The 19668-nt window shown below is 30.1% G+C and carries 18 protein-coding genes; 7 read left to right on the forward strand and 11 right to left on the reverse strand.

The window, feature by feature from the left end:
- Positions 1-19: 19 nt before the first annotated feature.
- Positions 20-1363 carry a DNA recombination protein RmuC gene (locus ACOQN8_RS14935; RefSeq protein WP_150898700.1) on the reverse strand — a complete coding sequence of 448 codons (1344 nt, stop codon included), beginning with the start codon at positions 1361-1363 and terminating at the stop codon, positions 20-22.
- Positions 1364-1467: 104 nt separating this feature from the next.
- On the opposite strand from ACOQN8_RS14935, the gene ACOQN8_RS14940 reads away from it, so the two are divergent.
- Positions 1468-2022 (forward strand): 1-acyl-sn-glycerol-3-phosphate acyltransferase, encoded by a 555-nt coding sequence (locus tag ACOQN8_RS14940; RefSeq protein ID WP_420553264.1) that lies wholly within the window; start codon positions 1468-1470, stop codon positions 2020-2022.
- Between the two features lie 70 nt (positions 2023-2092).
- On the opposite strand, the gene ACOQN8_RS14945 is transcribed toward ACOQN8_RS14940, so the two are convergent.
- The 3 genes from ACOQN8_RS14945 to ACOQN8_RS14955 all read right to left on the reverse strand — a co-directional run bounded on the left by ACOQN8_RS14945 (position 2093) and on the right by ACOQN8_RS14955 (position 4800).
- A complete protein-coding gene (locus ACOQN8_RS14945; RefSeq protein ID WP_420553265.1) occupies positions 2093-3424 on the reverse strand; it encodes a sulfatase-like hydrolase/transferase in 1332 nt (443 codons plus the stop codon).
- Positions 3425-3496: 72 nt separating this feature from the next.
- On the reverse strand, positions 3497-4207 hold the full coding sequence (locus ACOQN8_RS14950) for a LytR/AlgR family response regulator transcription factor (protein WP_420553266.1): 711 nt from the start codon (positions 4205-4207) through the stop codon (positions 3497-3499).
- Positions 4204-4800, reverse strand: coding sequence for a sensor histidine kinase (locus ACOQN8_RS14955; RefSeq protein WP_420553267.1), 597 nt, complete (start codon positions 4798-4800; stop codon positions 4204-4206). Before ACOQN8_RS14955 ends, ACOQN8_RS14950 begins: the two co-directional genes overlap by 4 nt.
- 121 nt (positions 4801-4921) lie before the next feature.
- On the opposite strand from ACOQN8_RS14955, the gene ACOQN8_RS14960 reads away from it, so the two are divergent.
- The 4 genes from ACOQN8_RS14960 (at position 4922) to ACOQN8_RS14975 (ending at position 9667) form a co-directional block, all read left to right on the forward strand.
- Positions 4922-5077 carry a hypothetical protein gene (locus ACOQN8_RS14960; RefSeq protein ID WP_175578624.1) on the forward strand — a complete coding sequence of 52 codons (156 nt, stop codon included), beginning with the start codon at positions 4922-4924 and terminating at the stop codon, positions 5075-5077.
- Between the two features lie 132 nt (positions 5078-5209).
- On the forward strand, positions 5210-6103 hold the full coding sequence (locus ACOQN8_RS14965) for an ABC transporter ATP-binding protein (protein ID WP_420553268.1): 894 nt from the start codon (positions 5210-5212) through the stop codon (positions 6101-6103).
- 1 nt (position 6104) lies between these two features.
- Complete coding sequence (locus ACOQN8_RS14970; protein WP_420553269.1) at positions 6105-9365, forward strand: ABC transporter permease/M1 family aminopeptidase; 3261 nt, start codon at positions 6105-6107, stop codon at positions 9363-9365.
- 152 nt (positions 9366-9517) lie between these two features.
- Positions 9518-9667 (forward strand): hypothetical protein, encoded by a 150-nt coding sequence (locus tag ACOQN8_RS14975; protein WP_235275403.1) that lies wholly within the window; start codon positions 9518-9520, stop codon positions 9665-9667.
- An 877-nt stretch (positions 9668-10544) separates the two neighbouring features.
- Here the strand turns inward: ACOQN8_RS14975 and ACOQN8_RS14980 are convergent.
- Both ACOQN8_RS14980 and ACOQN8_RS14985 read right to left on the reverse strand, forming a co-directional pair.
- Positions 10545-11441 (reverse strand): DUF6615 family protein, encoded by an 897-nt coding sequence (locus tag ACOQN8_RS14980; protein ID WP_420553270.1) that lies wholly within the window; start codon positions 11439-11441, stop codon positions 10545-10547.
- Between the two features lie 121 nt (positions 11442-11562).
- Positions 11563-11769: a helix-turn-helix transcriptional regulator gene (locus ACOQN8_RS14985; protein ID WP_233783279.1), complete on the reverse strand. Its 207-nt coding sequence runs from the start codon at positions 11767-11769 to the stop codon at positions 11563-11565.
- Positions 11770-11962: 193 nt separating this feature from the next.
- Between ACOQN8_RS14985 and ACOQN8_RS14990 the strand changes: the two genes are divergently transcribed.
- Entirely contained in the window at positions 11963-12148 is a 186-nt protein-coding gene (locus ACOQN8_RS14990; RefSeq protein ID WP_130936097.1) for a hypothetical protein, read from the forward strand.
- Positions 12149-12155: 7 nt separating this feature from the next.
- Here ACOQN8_RS14990 and ACOQN8_RS14995 read toward each other — a convergent pair whose 3' ends face one another.
- The 5 genes from ACOQN8_RS14995 to ACOQN8_RS15015 form a co-directional block, all read right to left on the reverse strand.
- Positions 12156-13913, reverse strand: a complete 1758-nt coding sequence (locus ACOQN8_RS14995; protein ID WP_420553271.1) for a hypothetical protein — start codon at positions 13911-13913, stop codon at positions 12156-12158.
- Positions 13914-13920: 7 nt separating this feature from the next.
- The gene (locus tag ACOQN8_RS15000; RefSeq protein WP_420553272.1) at positions 13921-15651 is read right to left on the reverse strand and encodes a DUF4209 domain-containing protein; all 1731 of its coding nucleotides are present in this window, start codon (positions 15649-15651) and stop codon (positions 13921-13923) included.
- Positions 15652-16718: 1067 nt separating this feature from the next.
- Positions 16719-17825, reverse strand: a complete 1107-nt coding sequence (locus tag ACOQN8_RS15005; RefSeq protein ID WP_420553273.1) for a bestrophin family protein — start codon at positions 17823-17825, stop codon at positions 16719-16721.
- 64 nt (positions 17826-17889) lie between these two features.
- On the reverse strand, positions 17890-18537 hold the full coding sequence (locus ACOQN8_RS15010) for a peroxiredoxin-like family protein (RefSeq protein ID WP_420553274.1): 648 nt from the start codon (positions 18535-18537) through the stop codon (positions 17890-17892).
- Between the two features lie 3 nt (positions 18538-18540).
- On the reverse strand, positions 18541-19134 hold the full coding sequence (locus ACOQN8_RS15015; protein WP_420553275.1) for an NAD(P)H-dependent oxidoreductase: 594 nt from the start codon (positions 19132-19134) through the stop codon (positions 18541-18543).
- Positions 19135-19239: 105 nt separating this feature from the next.
- Between ACOQN8_RS15015 and ACOQN8_RS15020 the strand changes: the two genes are divergently transcribed.
- Positions 19240-19599 (forward strand): winged helix-turn-helix transcriptional regulator, encoded by a 360-nt coding sequence (locus tag ACOQN8_RS15020; RefSeq protein WP_420553276.1) that lies wholly within the window; start codon positions 19240-19242, stop codon positions 19597-19599.
- Positions 19600-19668: the final 69 nt, after the last annotated feature.

Raw genomic sequence — 19668 nt, forward strand, 5'->3', positions numbered from 1 at the left:
GACCATTTGGTCGCTTTTTTTATTCGTTATCTTCAGCTCTTTCTATAATAGTTTGTGGTAAAGCCTTTTTAGCTTTAGCTCCCATTTTCTTTAGCTTTTCTACACTAGTTATTAGATTTCCTCTACCATCTACTAATTTGTTCATGGCAGCGGTATAATCAGCTTTGGTACCATCTATTTTCTTACCAATACTGATTAAATCTTTTAATAAACCTTCAAACTTATCGTATAAAGCACCAGCTTGCCTAGCAATTTCAATGGCATTACGCTGTTGCTTTTCGTTATTCCACATAGTATCAATAGTACGTAAAGTGGCTAATAAGGTAGTTGGAGTTACAATTACAATATTTCTTTCAAATGCTTTATTATATAAAGTATTGTCAAGGTTTAAAGCTACTGCAAATGCAGGTTCAATAGGAACAAAAAGTAGCACAAAATCAGGAGAAGCTATTTTATAAATATCTTCATATTTCTTGTCAGATAATTGTTCTACGTGACGTTTTAAAGAGTTTAAATGTTCTTTTAAAAAACGTTCTTTTTCTGCTTCATCTTCAGCATTTACATATTGTTCATAAGCAGTAAGCGATACTTTTGAATCGACAATCATTTTCTTATTGTCTGGTAAATGAATTACAACATCAGGTAAAATTCTTTTTCCTTCTTCATTGGTAAAACTTTGCTGAACAAAATACTCTCTATCTTTTTCTAAACCAGATTTTTCTAAAACTCTTTCTAAAACCAATTCTCCCCAGTTTCCTTGAGTTTTACTATCACCTTTCAATGCTTTGGTAAGATTTATAGCTTCTTTACTCATTTGAGCATTTAGTTCTTTTAAACCTAATAATTGCTCTTTTAAGGCAGAATGCATAGAAATACTTTCTTTTTGAGTATCGTCTACTTTCTTTTCAAAAGTTTTAATTTTTTCCTGTAACGGATTTAAAATATTTTGAATATTTTCTTTGTTTTGAGCGGTAAATTTAGTCGACTTTTCATCTAAAATTTTGTTCGCTAAATTTTCAAATTCTTTGGTGAATTTATCTTGAAGCTTTTCAACTTCTTCTTTATTTTCGTTTAATTTTAATTGAAGATTTTTCAACTCTTCATTTTTTCTAGCCAATTCAATACTAGAAAACTCTTTTTCACGTCTAATCTCTTCAATTTCCTTAACTTTTTCTTCAAGGCGATTCTGAATTTCTCTTTTTTGAACCTCCATATTAGATTGGTTAATTTCTATAGCAGACATTTCTTTTTCCAAATCAGAAACCACCTGTTTCGTCTTTAATTTAGAAATTAACGTACCAATTATAAAACCTAAAATAAGGGTAAATAAAGCTACTAATATGATTATAAGAGTTGTATTCATTGAGTTTTTATAAATTTAAAAGAAAACAAATATAGCACAAGATAGGTTAAAAATGTTTGATTTTTATAAGGAAAACCGTATCATTGGCTTTTCCTTTTTAATCGATGATATCAAAATTTATATATACCAAAGTTTTAGGTTGGAAATTAGAGGGTAGTTTCCCTGAAAACCTAAAAAAATATGTAGTTATAGGAGCTCCACATACGAGTTGGAAAGATTTTCCTATTGCTATTTTGGCTAGAAATTCATGGGGTGTTCCTATTAATTTTATAGCTAAAAAATCCTTGTTTAAACCACCATTTGGATTTATTTTCAGATGGTTAGGAGGGAGGCCTGTTGATAGAACTAAAACCTCCAATAAAGTAGATGCGATTGTAGCTGTATTTAATAAACACGATGAGTTTAGACTAGCTCTTTCACCAGAAGGAACTCGCCAGAAAGTAAAAAGCTGGAAAACTGGATTTTACTATATAGCCAAAGGTGCCAATGTACCAATTGTTATGTTCACTTTCGATTTTGAAAACAAAACCGTAAGAGTTTCTGAACCTTACTATACTACTGACGATATGGACAAAGACTTTAAACATTTTTATAATTATTATAGAAATGTAAAAGGTGCAATACCTGAGTTATTTGTGTTGCCAGACGAGGTTGAATAAAAAGATACTTTACAACATAAAAAAGGTTCTGATTAATACATCAGAACCTTTTTATTTTTAAGTCGTTATCTTAATTTCTAATCTCTGTTAATTTTGCCGATAATTCATCTTTCATAGCGCTATTTGCAGCACTCAAAGGAAGCTGATTAGCATTCATAAAATTTGTATTCTCTAAAGGATCGCTCGCTAAATTGAATAAGGCTTCGCTACCATCGTTGTATAAAATATATTTATGAGTAGCATTTCTAATAGTATAGTCTACAGTACCATCGTCGTTTCCATCTTCTATAAACGTATAATCTCTACTGTTATCATTGGTATTTTGAGTAAGTAAACTTTTAAAACTTCTACTATCGTGTATAGAAGAAACACTAACACCAGCAATATCGGCAATGGTTGCAAATAAATCGGTAAGATTAATCAATGCATCTTCGGTTTGATTAAATCGAGTAACACCTTTTCCGCCAATAATCATTGGTATATTGATTCCTCCTTGAAATAAGGTTCCTTTTCCTTTTTTATATCCCTGTAATACTTGATTTGGAGTACCGTTATCACCAATAAATATAATAATGGTATTATCTCTTACTTCTTGACTCATAGAGCTTAATAAACGCCCATATTCGCTATCCATAGCTTCAATCATAGCTAAATAGTACGGTAATGGATTAGCATCTATACTAGCTTGATCTGAAGGTAAAGCTCCTTGGCTATGTAAATCATTTGGTGGTAAGTGAAAAGGCGTATGTGGTGCATTGTATGCTAACCATAAAAACCATGGTTTTGTTTGGTCTTTAACCCAGTCTATAGCTAAGTCGGTAACCTTCGTGGTTGCATATTCTGTAGATGTTTGAGTTTGCCCATTAATGGTTAAATTCCAATTAGTATACGATTGTAAACCACCGCTTAATGGTCCAGCATAATAATCGATTCCCATATTATTAGGATGGTTGGCGTTTTTAGATAAATGCCATTTCCCAATTACGGCACTGCTATACGAATTGCTTGCATTTGATTTGATATAATCTTGTAAAGCAACTTCTGTAGTAGATAAAGGATCATCAACTTTTAAAACACCGTTTCTAATTCCGTATTTCCCAGTTATAATAGAAGCTCTGGTTGGAGAACAAGTAGGATTAGACCATGCATTATTAAATCGTACACCAGAATTAATTAAATTTTGCAGATTCGGCATTGTTGGTTTTTGATTTCCAATACTGTATCCTGGAGTTGCATCTAAGCCCATATCATCGGCAATAACAAACAGTATATTAGGAGCGCTTTCATTTTGTGTAGGGTTTCCATCTGGGTTTTCATTAACTATGGAGTCAGAAGAACTACATGAAATGATAAAGAAAGAAGTAACAGCAAAAAATAGTATACGTTTTATGTGAGTAGTCATATCAAGGGTTTTTAATGTGTTATGTTTATTTAGACAGCTAAAACCTCAAATAGTTTAATTTACTCAATAATTTTAAGCTTTTAAAAGCTTGTTTACGTTTATTTTATACAATTTTCCAATGGGAATGCTATATTCTTCTATAGTTATTTTATTGCCTTCAATGCTCTTAATATGTTTTAAACCAATGGCAAATGACTTGTGTACTTGTAAAAAGTTTTCTGGAGGTAAAACTTCTAACATTTCAGAAATTTTCTCTCTTACAGTAACTGTTTGTTTTGTTGTAATTACTTTGGTATAGTTTCCAGCAGCTTCAATAAATAAAATATCATCGGTTTCTACTTTGATATGACTTTTGTTTTGTCGCAAAAACAACTGTTTGTTAGTTTTAGAGGTCTCTGTATTAATAGTAGAAGACTGTTTAGTGCTATTTTGTGGTGTATCAATTACCTTATTTACGGCTTTTAAAAAACGTTCAAAACTGAATGGTTTTAAGAGGTAATCAACAACGTTTAGTTCGTAGCTTTCCAAAGCAAATTCACTATAAGCCGTAGTAACAATAACTTTAGGAGGATTTGATAATGTTTTTAAAAAATCGAAACCTTTTAGTTTGGGCATATTCAGGTCTAAAAAAATCAAATCAACAGTGTGTTCACTTAAATAGCTTAAAGCTTCAATAGCGTCGTAACAATGCTTTTTAAATTCTAAATTAGGAAGCAAATCACAATAATCTTTAATAATATCGTGAGCTATAGGTTCATCATCAACAATAATATAGGTAATCATAATTTAGAAATGTTCAATTGAGATTTGTATACATCATTGGTTTTATAAAAGGACAATGTATGTGTTTTTGGATATACCAATGCAAGTCTACGTTTTAAATTTTGCAAACCAATGCCTCCTTTTTCGTCATTAACAACAGTTTCATCAAAATTGTTTTCAATATCAAAATAAACGTTGTTTTTTTCGGCTTTCATATTGATATAAACATAAGCATTATTTCTTAAATTTTCTACTCCATGTTTAAAAGCATTCTCTAAAAGTATGATAAATAACAAGGGCATTACTTCATAATCGTTTCCTTCAATATCGTAGTTAAATTGAATATCAATGTTTTTGCGGTATCGCATTTTATGAAGCTCAATATAGGTTTGTAAATAACTTATTTCTTCCGATAAAAGCACGGTTTCTTTTTGTCCGTCGTAAATACTATATCGCATCATATCAGAAAGCTTTAAAATCAGTTCTTTTGCCTTTTTAGAATCTTTATCAACCAAGCCATATAAGTTATTTAGCATGTTAAAGAAAAAATGAGGACTTACTTGACTTTTTAAATGTAGTAATTCAGCATTTTTCTTTTCCTTTTTAAGACTCAAAATAGATTTTATCTGTTTAAAAATCCATCTAATCAATAAAAAGAAGAGAAGTAAGAAATAAAAAAAACTAAAAGTTACAAAAGGCTCACTGCTTCCAAAAGCATCATTAAATATCAGAATAATGACTGCTATAAAGATTAATATAAACCAAGAAAGTTTTTTAGGAATTCGTTTAAACATATGGGTATTTGCGTGTAATTCAAGTTCAATATTAGACAAATTAATTGCTACCAACAAATTAGTTGACAAACAAACTTTAGGAAGTGATAAACGTTAATTTTTAAGTGATAAAGAGCCTTTATAACGCCATGAAACCTTTGTAACACGGTTTGTATTCCATACATCACAAATACTTTTTTAGCGCATGGTTAGCGGTTAGGTTTGCTTTAAACAATTAAAAATTAACTACATGGAACTTATCATAGAAAACCTATCAAAAACCTATTCAAATGGCGTGCAAGCCTTGCAAAATATATCCTTAGAAATTCCAAATGGAATGTTTGGTTTGTTAGGACCAAATGGAGCGGGTAAATCTACTTTAATGCGTACGATTGCTACACTGCAAGAAGCAGACAAAGGTTCTATTAAACTTGGGAATTTAGATGTTTTAAAGCAAAAAAATGACATCCGAAAAGTATTAGGTTATTTACCACAACAGTTTGGATTGTACCCAAAAATATCGGCAGAAGTATTGTTAAATCATTTTGCTGTACTTAAGGGAATTACCAACAAAGGAGAACGAAAAGAAATAGTAGAAAGTCTTTTACACAAAACAAATTTATACAAGGTTAGAAAACAAAATCTTCATGGATTTTCTGGCGGAATGAAACAGCGTTTTGGTATAGCACAAGCCTTATTAAACAGTCCAAAATTATTAATAGTAGACGAGCCTACAGCGGGATTAGATCCTTTTGAACGCAATCGTTTTTATAATATTCTCAGTGAAATAGGGGAGAACACGGTGGTTATTTTATCAACTCATATTGTAGAGGATGTAAAAGAGCTGTGCACCAATATGGCCATTATAAACCAAGGACAAGTATTGCTTAAAGGAAATCCAGTGCAAATTATAGATAGTTTGAAAGGAAAGATATATGAGAAAACAATTCAGAAAGAAGAATTAAAAAGTTATAAGCAAGCTTATCATGTAATTAGCGAAAAGTTGTTTCTGGGAAAACCAATTATAAATATTCTAAGTGAAAGCAATCCACATAACGGTTTTACACCAGTTAAGGCAAGTTTAGAGGATGTGTATTTCTCTCAAATATTTGGAGCAAATAATCAATTAAAACAAGTTGTATAATATGTGGTACGAGATATTTAAATTCGAATTAAAGTACAGAGCTAAACGTGCAGATACTTATGTGTTTTTTCTAGTACTTTTCTTGTTTTCAATGGTTGGTGTCGACTTTATTTTTCAAGGAATGGAGTTTACCACAATTAAAAAGAACGCTCCATTGGTTATTGCCAAAACTATGGGCGCTATTACCGGAATTTTTATGATACTTGCTTCTATGATTATGGGAGTAGCTGTATTGCGCGATTTTGAATACAATATAGAATCACTAATGTATGTAAATCCCATAAAGAAAAAAGAGTATTTGTTAGGACGCTTTTTAGGTTCATTTACTGTATTATTTTTTGTGTTTACAGGGATTTTATTCGGAATGATTTTAGGCGAATTTATGCCATGGCATAATCCAAATGACCTGAATCCTTTTAGCTTGTCTGTTTACTTAAAACCATTTGTAATTATTACGTTGCCAATACTTTTATTTGGAGCCTGTTTGTTTTTTGTAACAGGAGCTTTAAGTAGAAAATTGGTGGTAGTTTACACGCAAGGAGTGGTGTTTTTTGTAGCGTTTATGCTAACAAAAGAGATAAAGAATGAGTATTTACAAGCTATTATGGATCCATTTTCCTTAACTACTTTAACCTTGCTTACCGATTCTTGGAGCATTGTAGATCGTAATGTATTTAATATTCCTTTTAGTGGAGTTTTATTGTACAACAAGCTGTTTTGGATGCTATTAGGCGTAGTTATTTTATGGTTTGGATATAGCAAATTCAGTTTTAATTTAATTCGAAATAAACGCTTAAAAAAGAAAGGTTTAGCAACAACAATTACAGAAGAGCATTCAAATTATGCGACTAAAATTCCGCAGTTTACATTTCAAAAAGAGTTGCAAACAAAATGGACACAGTTTTTACATTTATCGTGGTTTTATTTTGTCAATATCTGTAAGCAGCCATCTTTTTGGGCAATTATGATTTGCGGAATGATTATCATTCTCATCAATTCGGTAAGTTTAGGAACCATTTATGGTGTAGACAGTTACCCAAAAACATATTTTATAGTAGAAGAACTTCAAGAAACTTCTTCGTACTTTTTTATCATCTTATTAGTGTTCTATTCAGGAGAAATAATTTGGAAAGAAAGAGGCGCAAATGTAAACCTGATATACGATGCAACACCAATTTCAAACTTTATTAGTTTATTGAGTAAATACGTGGGATTATTGCTGATTTATATGGTGTTAATAGCTACGTTGATACTCACAGGAATCATTTTTCAAACCCTAAATGGTTATTATGATTATGAGCTGGAAGTTTACTTTTATGGATTCTTTTTAGAAGTATTGCCATTTTTAGCCTTGTACACTTGTATAGCCATCTTTGCGCAGGTAGTAACCAACCGTAAGTTTGTAGGAATCTTAGCTGTACTGTTATTTTTTATGTTCAATATAGCCTTGGCTGTTATGGGCTACGACCATGATTTGTATTGGTTTGGAGGAAGCTCTTTAGGAAAATATTCCGATATGAATGGCTATGGACACCTTTTAAAACCTTATTTATACATTAAAAGCTATTGGTTTTTAGTTGGATTGTTGCTACTTATTTTAGGAGCTATACTTTCGGTAAGAGGAACAGAAAACAGTCTTAAAAAACGATGGAGTAGTGGTAAGTACAGTATGAGTAAGCGCTTAAAAACCTTTACAATTGTAGTATTTTGTTCGTTTTTAGGGCTAGGAACCTACATTTATTACAATACTAATGTTTTAAACAAGTACTGGTCAAATACTGAAGAAATAGCCTTTAGAGCTTCTTATGAAAAGGAATTAAAGAAGTTTGAATATATCAAGCAGCCCAAAATAACTACCGTCAATTTACAGGTTGAATTGTATCCTGAAAAGCAAAATTATACAGCAAAAGGAAGTTATATATTAAAGAATACCAGTGAGATTCCAATTGACAAAATTCATGTTCAAAAGAAGATAGAAGACTATGTTTCGCTTAAAAATGTCACTTTTGAAGGAGGTGCTAAGCTAGACAATCGTTATCAAAAATACGATTATAGTATTTACCAATTAAACAAGACGTTACAGCCTGGAGACTCAATTAAAATGAGTTTTGTACAAGAATATACAAGTCAAGGTTTTGAGATGAAAAGCAGCAATCAAAGCATCGTACACAATGGTACATTTTTTAACAATAATAGCTTTCCAACCTTAGGATATAACAGAAAGTATGAGCTTAGAAATACAAACGATAGAGCAGAATTCGATTTGCCAAAACGATTGAATAAAGCTAGAAGGGAAGATGCTAACGAATTGGAAAATGCACGTTCTGGAAGCGACTCTGATGGAATACAGCTTGAAATTGTTATTGGAACTAACAAAAATCAAACAGCGGTAGCTCCAGGGAATTTGGTAAAGCAATGGAAATCAAACAATAGAAGTTATTTTCATTATAAAACTGCCATTCCAATTATTAATTTTTATTCAATAGTATCGGCAGAATATGAACTAGTAAAAGATACTTGGGTAGCACCAAAAACTAAAAACTTAGTTGAATTAGAAGTGTATTATCATAAAGGACACGAATACAACTTACAACGTATGATGGATGCTATGAAAAAGTCTTTTGAATATTATAGCACACATTTTAGTCCGTACCAATACGACCATATGCGTATTACCGAGTTTCCGCGTTATGCACAATTTGCACAGTCGTTTCCTGGAACGGTGCCATTTTCTGAAGCTATGGGATTTGTATTAAATATTGATGATGAAAAAGATGTAGACATGGCGTTTTTTATAACAGCACACGAATTGGCACATCAATGGTTTGGTATGCAAGTAGAGGCTGCCAATGTACAAGGACAGCATTTTATTTTAGAAACTCTATCACAATATGCAGCATTAATGGTGCTTAAAAAACATTTTTCTAAAGAGAAAGTAGCTCAGTTTTTAGAATTACAACAAACAGATTATAAAGAAGGATTGCGTAAGGAATCAAAGCAAGAACCTTCGTTAGCATTGGTTGAAAATCAGTCGTATGTATACTATGCAAAAGGAGCAATAAACATGTATAAATTGCAAGAAGAAATAGGAGAAGACACTGTAAATATGGCGTTAAAATCGTTTATAGCAGACTGGCATAGTCAACATGGAAAGCTAAAAACAGTCACTAAACGATACGCTACAAGCAAAGATTTACTAGCATATATTAAAAATGTAACACCAGAAAGCAAGCAAGAGCTTATAAATGAGTTATTTAAATAGTGAAATATGATTATAAAAAGGAATTTCTAAAAATTCCTTTTTATAGTTTTATCTATAATTAATTGATATTCAACGAGTAAAACTAACCGTTGAACGATTATTTTCCCAAATAGCTGATAATTTTCATAATATCAAGTATAAAATTTAGATATATGAAAACGCAGCCAACACCAATCAAATTTATCAAAGCTTACGGAAATCAGTACGAAATAAAGTTTCCGAATTTAAAAAAGCCTCTAACAGTAACACGTTATTATTACGAACGTTTGGTTAACAGTCCTGAAGAGTTTACGTTCATTTAATCTTCAGGACTAGAGGTGTTTATGAATATGATTGATTTCTATGAGAAAATATAAATAGGGCTGTTTTACAAACATTCTATTTAACATAATATAAATTATAGTACAAATGTCTTATTTTGTAATTTATGGGTTTTCGTCATTTGATAGCTATAATTCCATATTATGTAAAATATCCCAGAATATGCAGAACTACTATAGAAACATCTTGCTGGGGTCATTAAACATTTTTAAGCGGTTTGCTTCGCAGTGTTGTTTTCATTTGTATCTATAATTAGCCGTTATGTAAAATTGCCGCGCCCAACCGCTAGATTGTTTTTAAAAAATTAAATGCTTTATGGCATTTATTTTTAAACTCAATTTGCCATCGCTTGGCCACACCAAAAAAAGCTAAACCTTTTGCTCTTAATTATAATTCTCGTATTCGAGGAAAATCCTGCAAGATTTTTTTCTACGACATTCTCGTAAGATTGCCACAAGAGTATAAAATTTTCCCTGACTCAAATCCACGCTCTAAAATTTCTATACACTTGTTCACTATATAACTATAATTAAACATTTTTAGAGTTTGCATATCTTTTTGTCTTAATACAAAAAGAAACAAAAAAATCAAGGCTGCACAAAACTTTGGAAACAATGTACGGCTCAATCGCTATATTTTAGAAAACATTGGAACGTTTTAAGATTACTTAGAACTTGCTTTATAACTTAGTTATTATTAAGAATATGTATTGTTAACCCTCTAAAATATGCACGCTCATTCACCTATTGTTTTAGCCAAAGTTTTCTGAGGCCGTTTTGCCAACGCTAAATCTGGGTAAAAACGCAGGCTCTATTTTACATAATGTTATAATATTAGTAAATCTATAATTTTAGTATTCTATTCATCTGTATTTACGATTAACAAAAACTGCGGATTATAATCTTCATCAATATTTGATTGTTTTTCAGTTCGATTTCTAAATTGACTTATTAATTCTTCAGAATTGGTTTTCAAAATTGGGATTAAATCTTCATCATCAAAAAAGTTATCTCCTCCAAATGGAAAGAAAAAAAAGAAATTTAGTTTACCTGCTTTTTTAATTCTTCTGTATATTTTATTAATCTCTTCAGCCATTTGAATAGTTAAATATGACAATTCGTGAAATGGAACTGCAAGATGCTTTCTTGTCTTTTTATGAAAATAAAATAAATGAGGGAAATATCTTAAATCATATAAATTTGGTCTAATTCTTAAACCATCGTTAAAATGATAATCTCTGAATTTTTTACTTTGAAGCATTTTGACTGAATAAGCTGAAGCTACTGTTATTCCTAAACTTTTTTCATCAAATGATGTCACAGAATTATAGTGATTTTCTAAAATTAAGCTATTAGCAACAATATGATTAAAAAAAGCATACATTGCCAAACTAGAATTTTTTCTTGAGTAGTTAATTAATTTTTCTGTTTGAGGGAAATGCATTGAATCATAACTACTTGAAATATTCTTGCCAAACAATCTTTTAGCTTGTATAAAAAATCTAACATAATTCCCTTTGGACTTAGAACCAATTACTAATTCAAAATCGTAACCTTTTAATGATTCTTCATTACCTGAAATCATATTTATCTCTTCAATTTCTTTACAAGAACTTCTAATAATTTCTTTTAAAGCCATTGTAGTAAGCGCTTCCTCTCTAACTTCAAATATTTTAAACCCTTTTCCTTGAGGAACTGGTTCTAATTCATCCCATACTTTATATGCTGCTTTTTTTAAAGCATATTCTAATGTCATAATTTTTAAGGGTTTAATTTAGTTTTGTACTATAAAAAATCAACCTCTTCCCTCCCATCGTTTTTGATAATTAATTCTAAGTGATGGCGTTGTAATTCTGATTTTAGGAAATCTAAGGCAATCATTTTGTAGATACTAATAACTCTCTAATATCTACATCGAGTATTTCAGCAATTCTTTTTAAATCTTTTAAGTGTGGTTGTGATTTATTATTGCAAAAAGCTGTTACAGAAGTCGTGCTTTTCCCCAATTCTTCCGCAAGCCAAACTTGCGATTTGCCTTGAATTACTAAAACTTCTTTTATTCTATTTATCCTTTCTATTGCCATATTTATTAATGTATTCTACATTAAATATATAATACATACTTAACAAAACATAAGTTTAAGTTAACTTTTAGTAACCTAAACTTGTATTTTTAAAATTTAATTTATAAGTTTGAGTTAACTTTATGTAAGTTTAAATTACATAAATGTAATTTTTAATTAAATTTTCATTGTTAATAACTTTATTTCAAATTTTATGCCATATCCTAAATATACTAAAGCCGATCTAGAGAGAATCGTATATACACAACTAGATAACTTAAATGCCATTCACGACTTGTTACGCATTATGAAACTTCAAAATGAACTTATTGAAAATGCCAATAAGAAATTAAAAGATGAAGTGATTGACTTTAAGAAACGGGTTAATTATGGAAAATAATATAAATTTATTTTGCAAACGTCCATTTAAAATCTTTAAGTCTTAAAGGGAATAATTTATCAGATTCTATTTTTTCATTAATTAAACTATGTATGGTTAGCAAGGTTTTATATTTATCTTTTATAATCTTACCTTTTATAGATGTTTTGCTATGTAACGAATCAAGAATCTTAAAAAAATCTACATCATTATCTTTGATGGATTGTTCTAACTCTTGAAATTCTTCAATATTCATTATAACAAGTGGCCAAATAATATGGTCTTTAGATTTTAGATTAATATTTTCTTCAATTAACATTTTTTCAAATTGTTGCCGTAAAGGAAAATTAAAAAGCCCACAAGATAATATAGGTTCATTAACAAGTATTATAGGATATAAATGTATTTTTCGATTCAAATTCAGTCCCTCATCGCTAAGATGATGCTTATACGTATGGAAGTTCTTCATCGTATCTACCATTTGAGTTAATCCAAAGCTTTTATAAAATTTTCCTAAATCTAATGCTTTAAATTCTTCAACGTTCGTAACGCTTTTATATCCATCAACCATATTGATAAAATTGCTTTTCACTTCAATACAAGCAATTTTTTGTTTCTGACGAATATAGACATCTGCAATTTCTATTTCTGATTTAGCAGGGAGCATAATTTTTAACTCATCGAACATTTTTATTGTATAATCCTGTTTGTGGTTAAACGTATTGGAGATAACATCTTCCACAAGTGGTTCAAAAAATTTTGAACCAATAAAATTCCCCCAATCTGTTCGGTTTAAATCTGAATGAGTCTTTAAATAATCAAACCAAAAATCATTAATAAAAAATGAATCCATTTTCTCTAATAAAAATGCCATATCTAAAACTGCAAATCCAGTATACATATCAGAACTTAAAGGTTCCCATGAAAATATTGGGCTTTTTTTAACGGGTAGAAAATCTAATGTTTTTACATCATCATGATTTATAATTTTCAATGGTGTATCAGCACTAAAGCCTTTAATTATTTCGATTATTGCTTTTTGTTCATTATCAATTTTCAGGTGATAAATTTTTAGGTTTTCATCATACATTTTTAAAAATGAAAATATAAATACCTTAAAGAATTCTTCTATGTCGTCAAGCCCATATTTATCTTTGAAATAATTAACTAGATGTTCTTTAATAGAATCATCGTTCATTAAACTTTTAAGAAAAAAAGCTGATTTATATAGCTTCGTTAAGCTATTAATTGAAATATTATATTGATTTAAGGGTATTTGATTAAAAGCAAAAAACTCAAAATAATTAATTCCCTGTTCTGTAAATTTTTCAAGAGGTTCTTCATTTGAAAATTTTAAAATTCTCTCATTACAAACAAGTAAATAATCTAAAATACCAATTCTTTCATCAAACGTATATTGCGTTTTATTTTCAGTTAAAAATGAATTTGACTGCAAAATCTCATTTAAAGCGTATAAACATGTTCCTCTTGTAAAAAGGCTATATTGATTCGGTAGGTTACTTAAATGATAAGCATAATCTTGAAACTTTTTAATATACTCAACAGGAGAGTTTTTTTCGTCTTGCAACAAGATTGCTTTTAAACATTCGATTTGAGTTTCTCTTGAATCATCACTATTACGATATCCTTGAGGCTGCAGTAGTGTATTTATTTTTGAAATAGTTACTATAATCTCATTTTTAGGTAAATGTGCTAATAACTGAAGTGGATTTTCTGGAATTGGCTTATTATAGTAAATAGAGTATTTTAAAATTATTCCAATCAAAATGTTCTTATATATTTTTTATTTTTCTTAATGTTCCAATAATTAACAACGAATGTAATACTCGCTCACTTGTACTTCTACTTGAAGAACTAGGTTCACTCAATCCATGGCATATCTTATTTCTCAAATTCCAACCTCTCGGGTCTGTATATAAAGCTCTAAAATATAATTGAATATCTTCTCCTAAAGTATATTTAACAATGTCATCAAGTAATAGTTTATTGAATGTTTTTAGCTGAAATGCATCTAGAGAAGATGGTTCTAAAACAACTCCGTTATTCTGTTCTATTAAGTTTCTTATCGAAGTTTCAATCTGTGGAATAAGTAGATGTTCGCATACGACAAAATCATTATCAAAATATGCTTGAATACCTTTACGTATTACGTTAATTCTACTTTCAGATAAAATTGCAGAATCTTTTATAAAATTTACAAAATCATCAACAACATAATTAAGTTCGTTAATTAATCTGTAAAATATTCTATTCGTATAAAACGAGTTATATTGAAAATCTTGAGAAATATAATGGAGTATATTTCCAATTAAATCATTTTCAAGAGTACCTATATTTGCAATCTCTCTTCCTGTTTCGTCTATAATGCTTTTACCAAACAAGTTACTCAATACATGCTTTTTTGCAGACTCTTTTAATGACTGTATTACAAGGTCTATTCGTGGAGTAAAAAAATGAATTAACTTATAAAAGACTTCATTCTTTGTTCCTGTAGTTATAGGGATAATTATTTCATCAATTTCTTCTTTGGTTATTTGGACTTCTGAAGTTATCAATTGCATTTCATCCAATACCTTAGTGCCAATTTCTTTAATCTTTATTAATAATTCATCAGATTCATTTTTCATTCCATATTCGGAATACAATTTTTGTAAATCCTTAATAGCGCCTTGATACTGAAGAACCAACGGATATTCTTTTTTATTTATGATAGAATCTCCATGTATACGCAAAACTCTATGAGCATCATTAAGTTTATTCTTTTTTCTGTAATATGGTGCAAGTCTTTTAATAACACATTCAGAAGCCCAAGTGTTTAGTTCATTTTCTGAAGTTACATCAACTAAACGTTGTTCTAGCTTTTGTAGAATTGTTGATTTTTCAAGTTCAGATAATTGAATTTTAGGATTATTTAATAATACATCAAAAGAAAAGCCCCAAAGTCCAGGTTTGTCATTTTCTCCAATCTCATGTTCAAGTGCAAGTATTACTTCTTTAGATTTATTTATTAATTCTTTATTATTTATAGAGATTGCAACAGAAATTGCTCTTTTAATTTTCCGTATTAAATCAATTCCATTTTGTAGTCTACCCTCTACAATTATTATTAAAGATTCAATATATAATATAGCAATATGATGAGATGGTTTTCTAGATGTAACATGAGAAGTAAAATCCCATACTAATCCTGCATATCTAGCTTTTAGAACTGGATTTGTTACTTGATTTGCTCTTGTTTCCCAATAGTCTATAATATCACTATTAACGTCCTTAATTGATGGGATTTCAACTGACGTTCCATCTTCTTGTGGAAAACGAGCAAATGAACCAAAATAAGTTCCCCAATCACTCATGTTTTGATTATTTTCCATGAATTTAAAACCAATGATTTCCGCTTTTACTTTACTGCAATCATCAGTATTAGAAATACTTTGAAACTTTTTTAAGATGTTAGTTTCAAGATGATAATCATTTTCAAGTTCAATATAAATATCGTCTAACATATTTTAAATTTATTTCAAGAAATATAGTGCAACAGATTAATTAAGGGAGAGTTTAAATCTACAAAATATCGTAGGGATTATTATAAAGGAAAACCGTAAACATTTGAATATTTATCAATTTAATCCCATTCCATACACATTTTGCCTCCACTCCTCTGCCCTTTCTGCAAAAAGAGTATTCCATTACATTTTTTAAAGAAACTTTTGGAAAGAAAAAAATCCAAGAAAATTGGGTTTAAAAAACTTCGCTTTTCACCAAAGCAAAGTTACATAACGCAGAACATTATAGTACAAATGTCAATATTTGTTGTTTATGTGTTGTATGCCATTTGTAAGCTATAATTCTATACTATGTAAAATATCACAGAAACTGCTTTAATTCTTTTTAATATTCAGTACTTGGGTCATTAAAATTTCAAATACGCGATTCTCACAGATTGTGATTTTTGATTTACAAGGAAAGTCATTTGTAGCTATAATTTGCCATTATGTAAAATTGCCGCTACCAAACGCACGATTGTTTTTTAAAATCAAATTGTTATCACAATTTATTTTACACACAATTATCCATCGCTTGCCAACGCCAAAAAAAGCAAATGCTTTTAGCTTAGTATTTATAATTCGTCTATAATTGAAATTCTCGTTGTAAAAAGTTTTCAGAAAGTTATCGTTAAAATTACGCAACAGTACAAAATTTTCTCTTGCTCAAATCCTTACTTAAAAATTTCTGTACACTTGCTTTATTCTCACTTTCATTATAATATTCTTTTAATTGTAGCTTCTAATATTATGTAAAATAGAAATTGAAACTGTAGAACTTCTAAAGGTTTTATTTATCTTTTTTTCTTGATAAAAAAGAAACAAAAAAATCAAGACTGCATAAAACTTTGGAAACAATTAACGGTTCCTTACGCTATATTTTAGGAAACCTTGTAACTAACCAAGATTACTAAAGAAAATAGTTTAAAACGCATAAACACCAATAAAAACAGGAACTAAATCCCTAAAATATGGTCGCTCCACTCACCTATTGTTTTGACCAAAGTTTTATGAGGTCGGCAAAAAAACTACATCTGAATGCCATTTTGAGACTCGATTGGTCCAGGTATATCGGAGTCATCATCACCTATCATTTGTCTAATATCGATTTCTATTCCACGTGACATAGTTGTTATTGGAACATCATTAGCGATACCTTCAAATGGATTTTCAGAGACTTCTCCAATACGTTCCATAGTATGAAAAATCCAAGAAATTACAATGCTAAATGGAATTGTGAACCACACAAAATGGGTGCCAATAAATTCAATTATATAATGAAAGCCACCTTCAGGATAAGGTTTCCAAGTTTCAACCAATTCTAAGACTATATTACCAATTTTGTCAAACTCATGCATCATGCCAAAGGGTAATAATGCCACGAAAATCCAAATAAAGAAGCGGTTTAAAGTCGCAAACTGCCTTGGATATGGAAAGTTCTTAATGCGCTCTGCTTTACCTTGTAAGGTGAAGAATTCTACCATCATCTGCTCCATTTCTAAAAATGAAAACTCCCAAATATGTCCACTTTCTTTCAGCTTACGTAATTGTTTAGATTGTAAATTGATACAAGCTGTTTGTTTATTGTTTTTGCTTAAAATGTATTCTTTATCATCTTCGGTAACATAACCATCTAACTCTGCGGCTAAAGTGAACTTACGTTCATTAATCTGAATACCTTCCATATACTCCTTATCTGATTTATTTTTGCTAGAAAGTTCCCATGGTTTTGGTGTACGAAGCGCGTGACGCAATGAAGTCATCCACGCAACATGACGCATAATCAGTTGTTTTTTTATTTTAAAAAGTTCGTCTTCAGAATAGTGTTCTTTAGCATGTTCATTGGTAATAAAATCGTTTGCCATAATAGCAAATGATCGAGATGCATTAACAATACCTCCCCAAATTTTACGAGCTTCCCAAAGACGTCCATATGACGCATTGTTTTTAAATGAAATTATAAACGCGAGTGCTGTACCTACTAATCCAATTGGTAACCAAGGCAAGTGTAACCAATACCATTTAAATACTGAATATAATATGACAGGAATTAACGATAGAATTACAAAAATGTAAATATAACGCCTTGTCCAACCAAGCATTTCTTTAACAGAATAATTTCTTCTTGTTAACATGAATTAAAATTTAATATGTTGACTAAAATACGATTGATTTATCATAAAGCAATTTAATGCGAATTTAGATTGCTTTCAAAGCCTCTACTAACACATCAGGATTAGGACGTTTGGTATAGTCTATAGAATACTCTACGTATTTAATAACACCATCAGTTCCAATAATAAAACGCGCTGGTATTGGTAAGGTCCATGAATCATCGCCATTGTAATTTGGTAAGCTTATTTTGAAAGCATCCTTATATAAGGATTTAAGTGGATCTTTCATTGTCCAACGTAAACCAAATTGTGCTGCAATTTTATTTTCTGTGTCACTAAGTAAATCAAAGTTTAATCTTTGTCTCTCTACTATTTGCTTGTTTTGCTTTTCTAATTGTGGAGAAATACTTAACATCGTTGCGTTTTGTGCTTCGAACTGAGACTTGTAACGCTTTAAATTACCTAAATCCAAATTACAATAAGGACACCAAACGCCTCTGTAAAATGTAATGATTAAATCACCTTTTTGTAATAATTCTTTACTTGAAATCATTTTGCCTTCCTGGTTTGGAAGTAAAAATTCTGGCGCTATATCTCCTACTTTCAATATACTTTCTCCAATGCCAGAAGTTTCTAAATCTTTAGTTGCTTGATGCATAATAGCAACATTTTCTTGAGGCATACTTCCCTCTATCTTTGCTTTTAATTTTGCTAAACTCTCTTCTAATGTCATGACTTAATTGTTTAAAATATACTGCTTTATATGCTCATCAAAACGTATAAAATCATTTTCAATATCTGGGTTTTTCATAACGTCATAAGCTACAAATGTTGGTAAAGCTTCCATACCAAAGAATTTAAAATTTAGGTGTGTTGGCAAGAATAAATCGTCTACACTATTTCCTGAGAAGAACCATTGGCCTTTGTCATTAAAAGCATTTTTTGGTGCATTAAAGGTTAGGGACAACATGTATTTTTTACCAGTTAAGGTTCCTCCTGTTCCATACTGTTTTGAAGCATCTTCTCTTGTACGACCATCACCAGCACATAATCTACCATCCATTCCAAAAGAGTATACATAGTCCTGATATTTTTTGAAGCTCCATGGTGTTCCCATCCAATTTACAGGTGATTGTACAATAACAATGTCTGCCCATTGATGCTTAGAAATTTCATCATCAATATTATAGTCGTCTTTCATTGTTGTGGTTTTTATTTCAAAATCTTCGTTTGGCAACAGATCTTTTAAACGACTTACCAAACTCTTGTTAAGCTCTCCTTTAGAGAATTCGTATTCCTCATGAGCATTAATTATGAATATGTTTTTCATTTTCTTTACTTTTAAATAAATTGTTTCACAAAGATACTATTAATAGTTTATTTTTGATACTATTGTAAATTTTTTGCTTAAATTTGTGGTAACAAAAAAGTAACTATGGCACGTAAAGTAATTGATAATCCCAATCATTGTTCTTTGGTTCATGCAATGAATATCATTGGTGGTAAATGGAAACCTATTATAATTTATCTCTTAGCTAATGGCAGCTTAAGATTTGGGAAGCTCTTGATATTTATTCCAAATATTTCTAAAAAAGTACTGACTGAACAACTTAGAGAGTTAGAAAGTGATGGTCTAATTATTAGGGAACGCTTTTCTGAGATACCACCAAGAGTTGAATATTCGTTGTCTAAAAAAGGTGAAGCCTTACTCCCTATTTTAAAGCAGTTAAGTGAATGGACAGTTTCAAGCTTTGAAGATGTTGAATTTGAAACTTGTAGAATTATTAGTATTTAGAAAGCAATTAACCATTCCACACACATTATGCTTCCCTCCTACGTCGTCGCATAAAAAGTGTTTCATTAA

The organism is Tenacibaculum aiptasiae (assembly GCF_965221665.1).
GTDB classification, from domain to species: domain Bacteria; phylum Bacteroidota; class Bacteroidia; order Flavobacteriales; family Flavobacteriaceae; genus Polaribacter; species Polaribacter aiptasiae.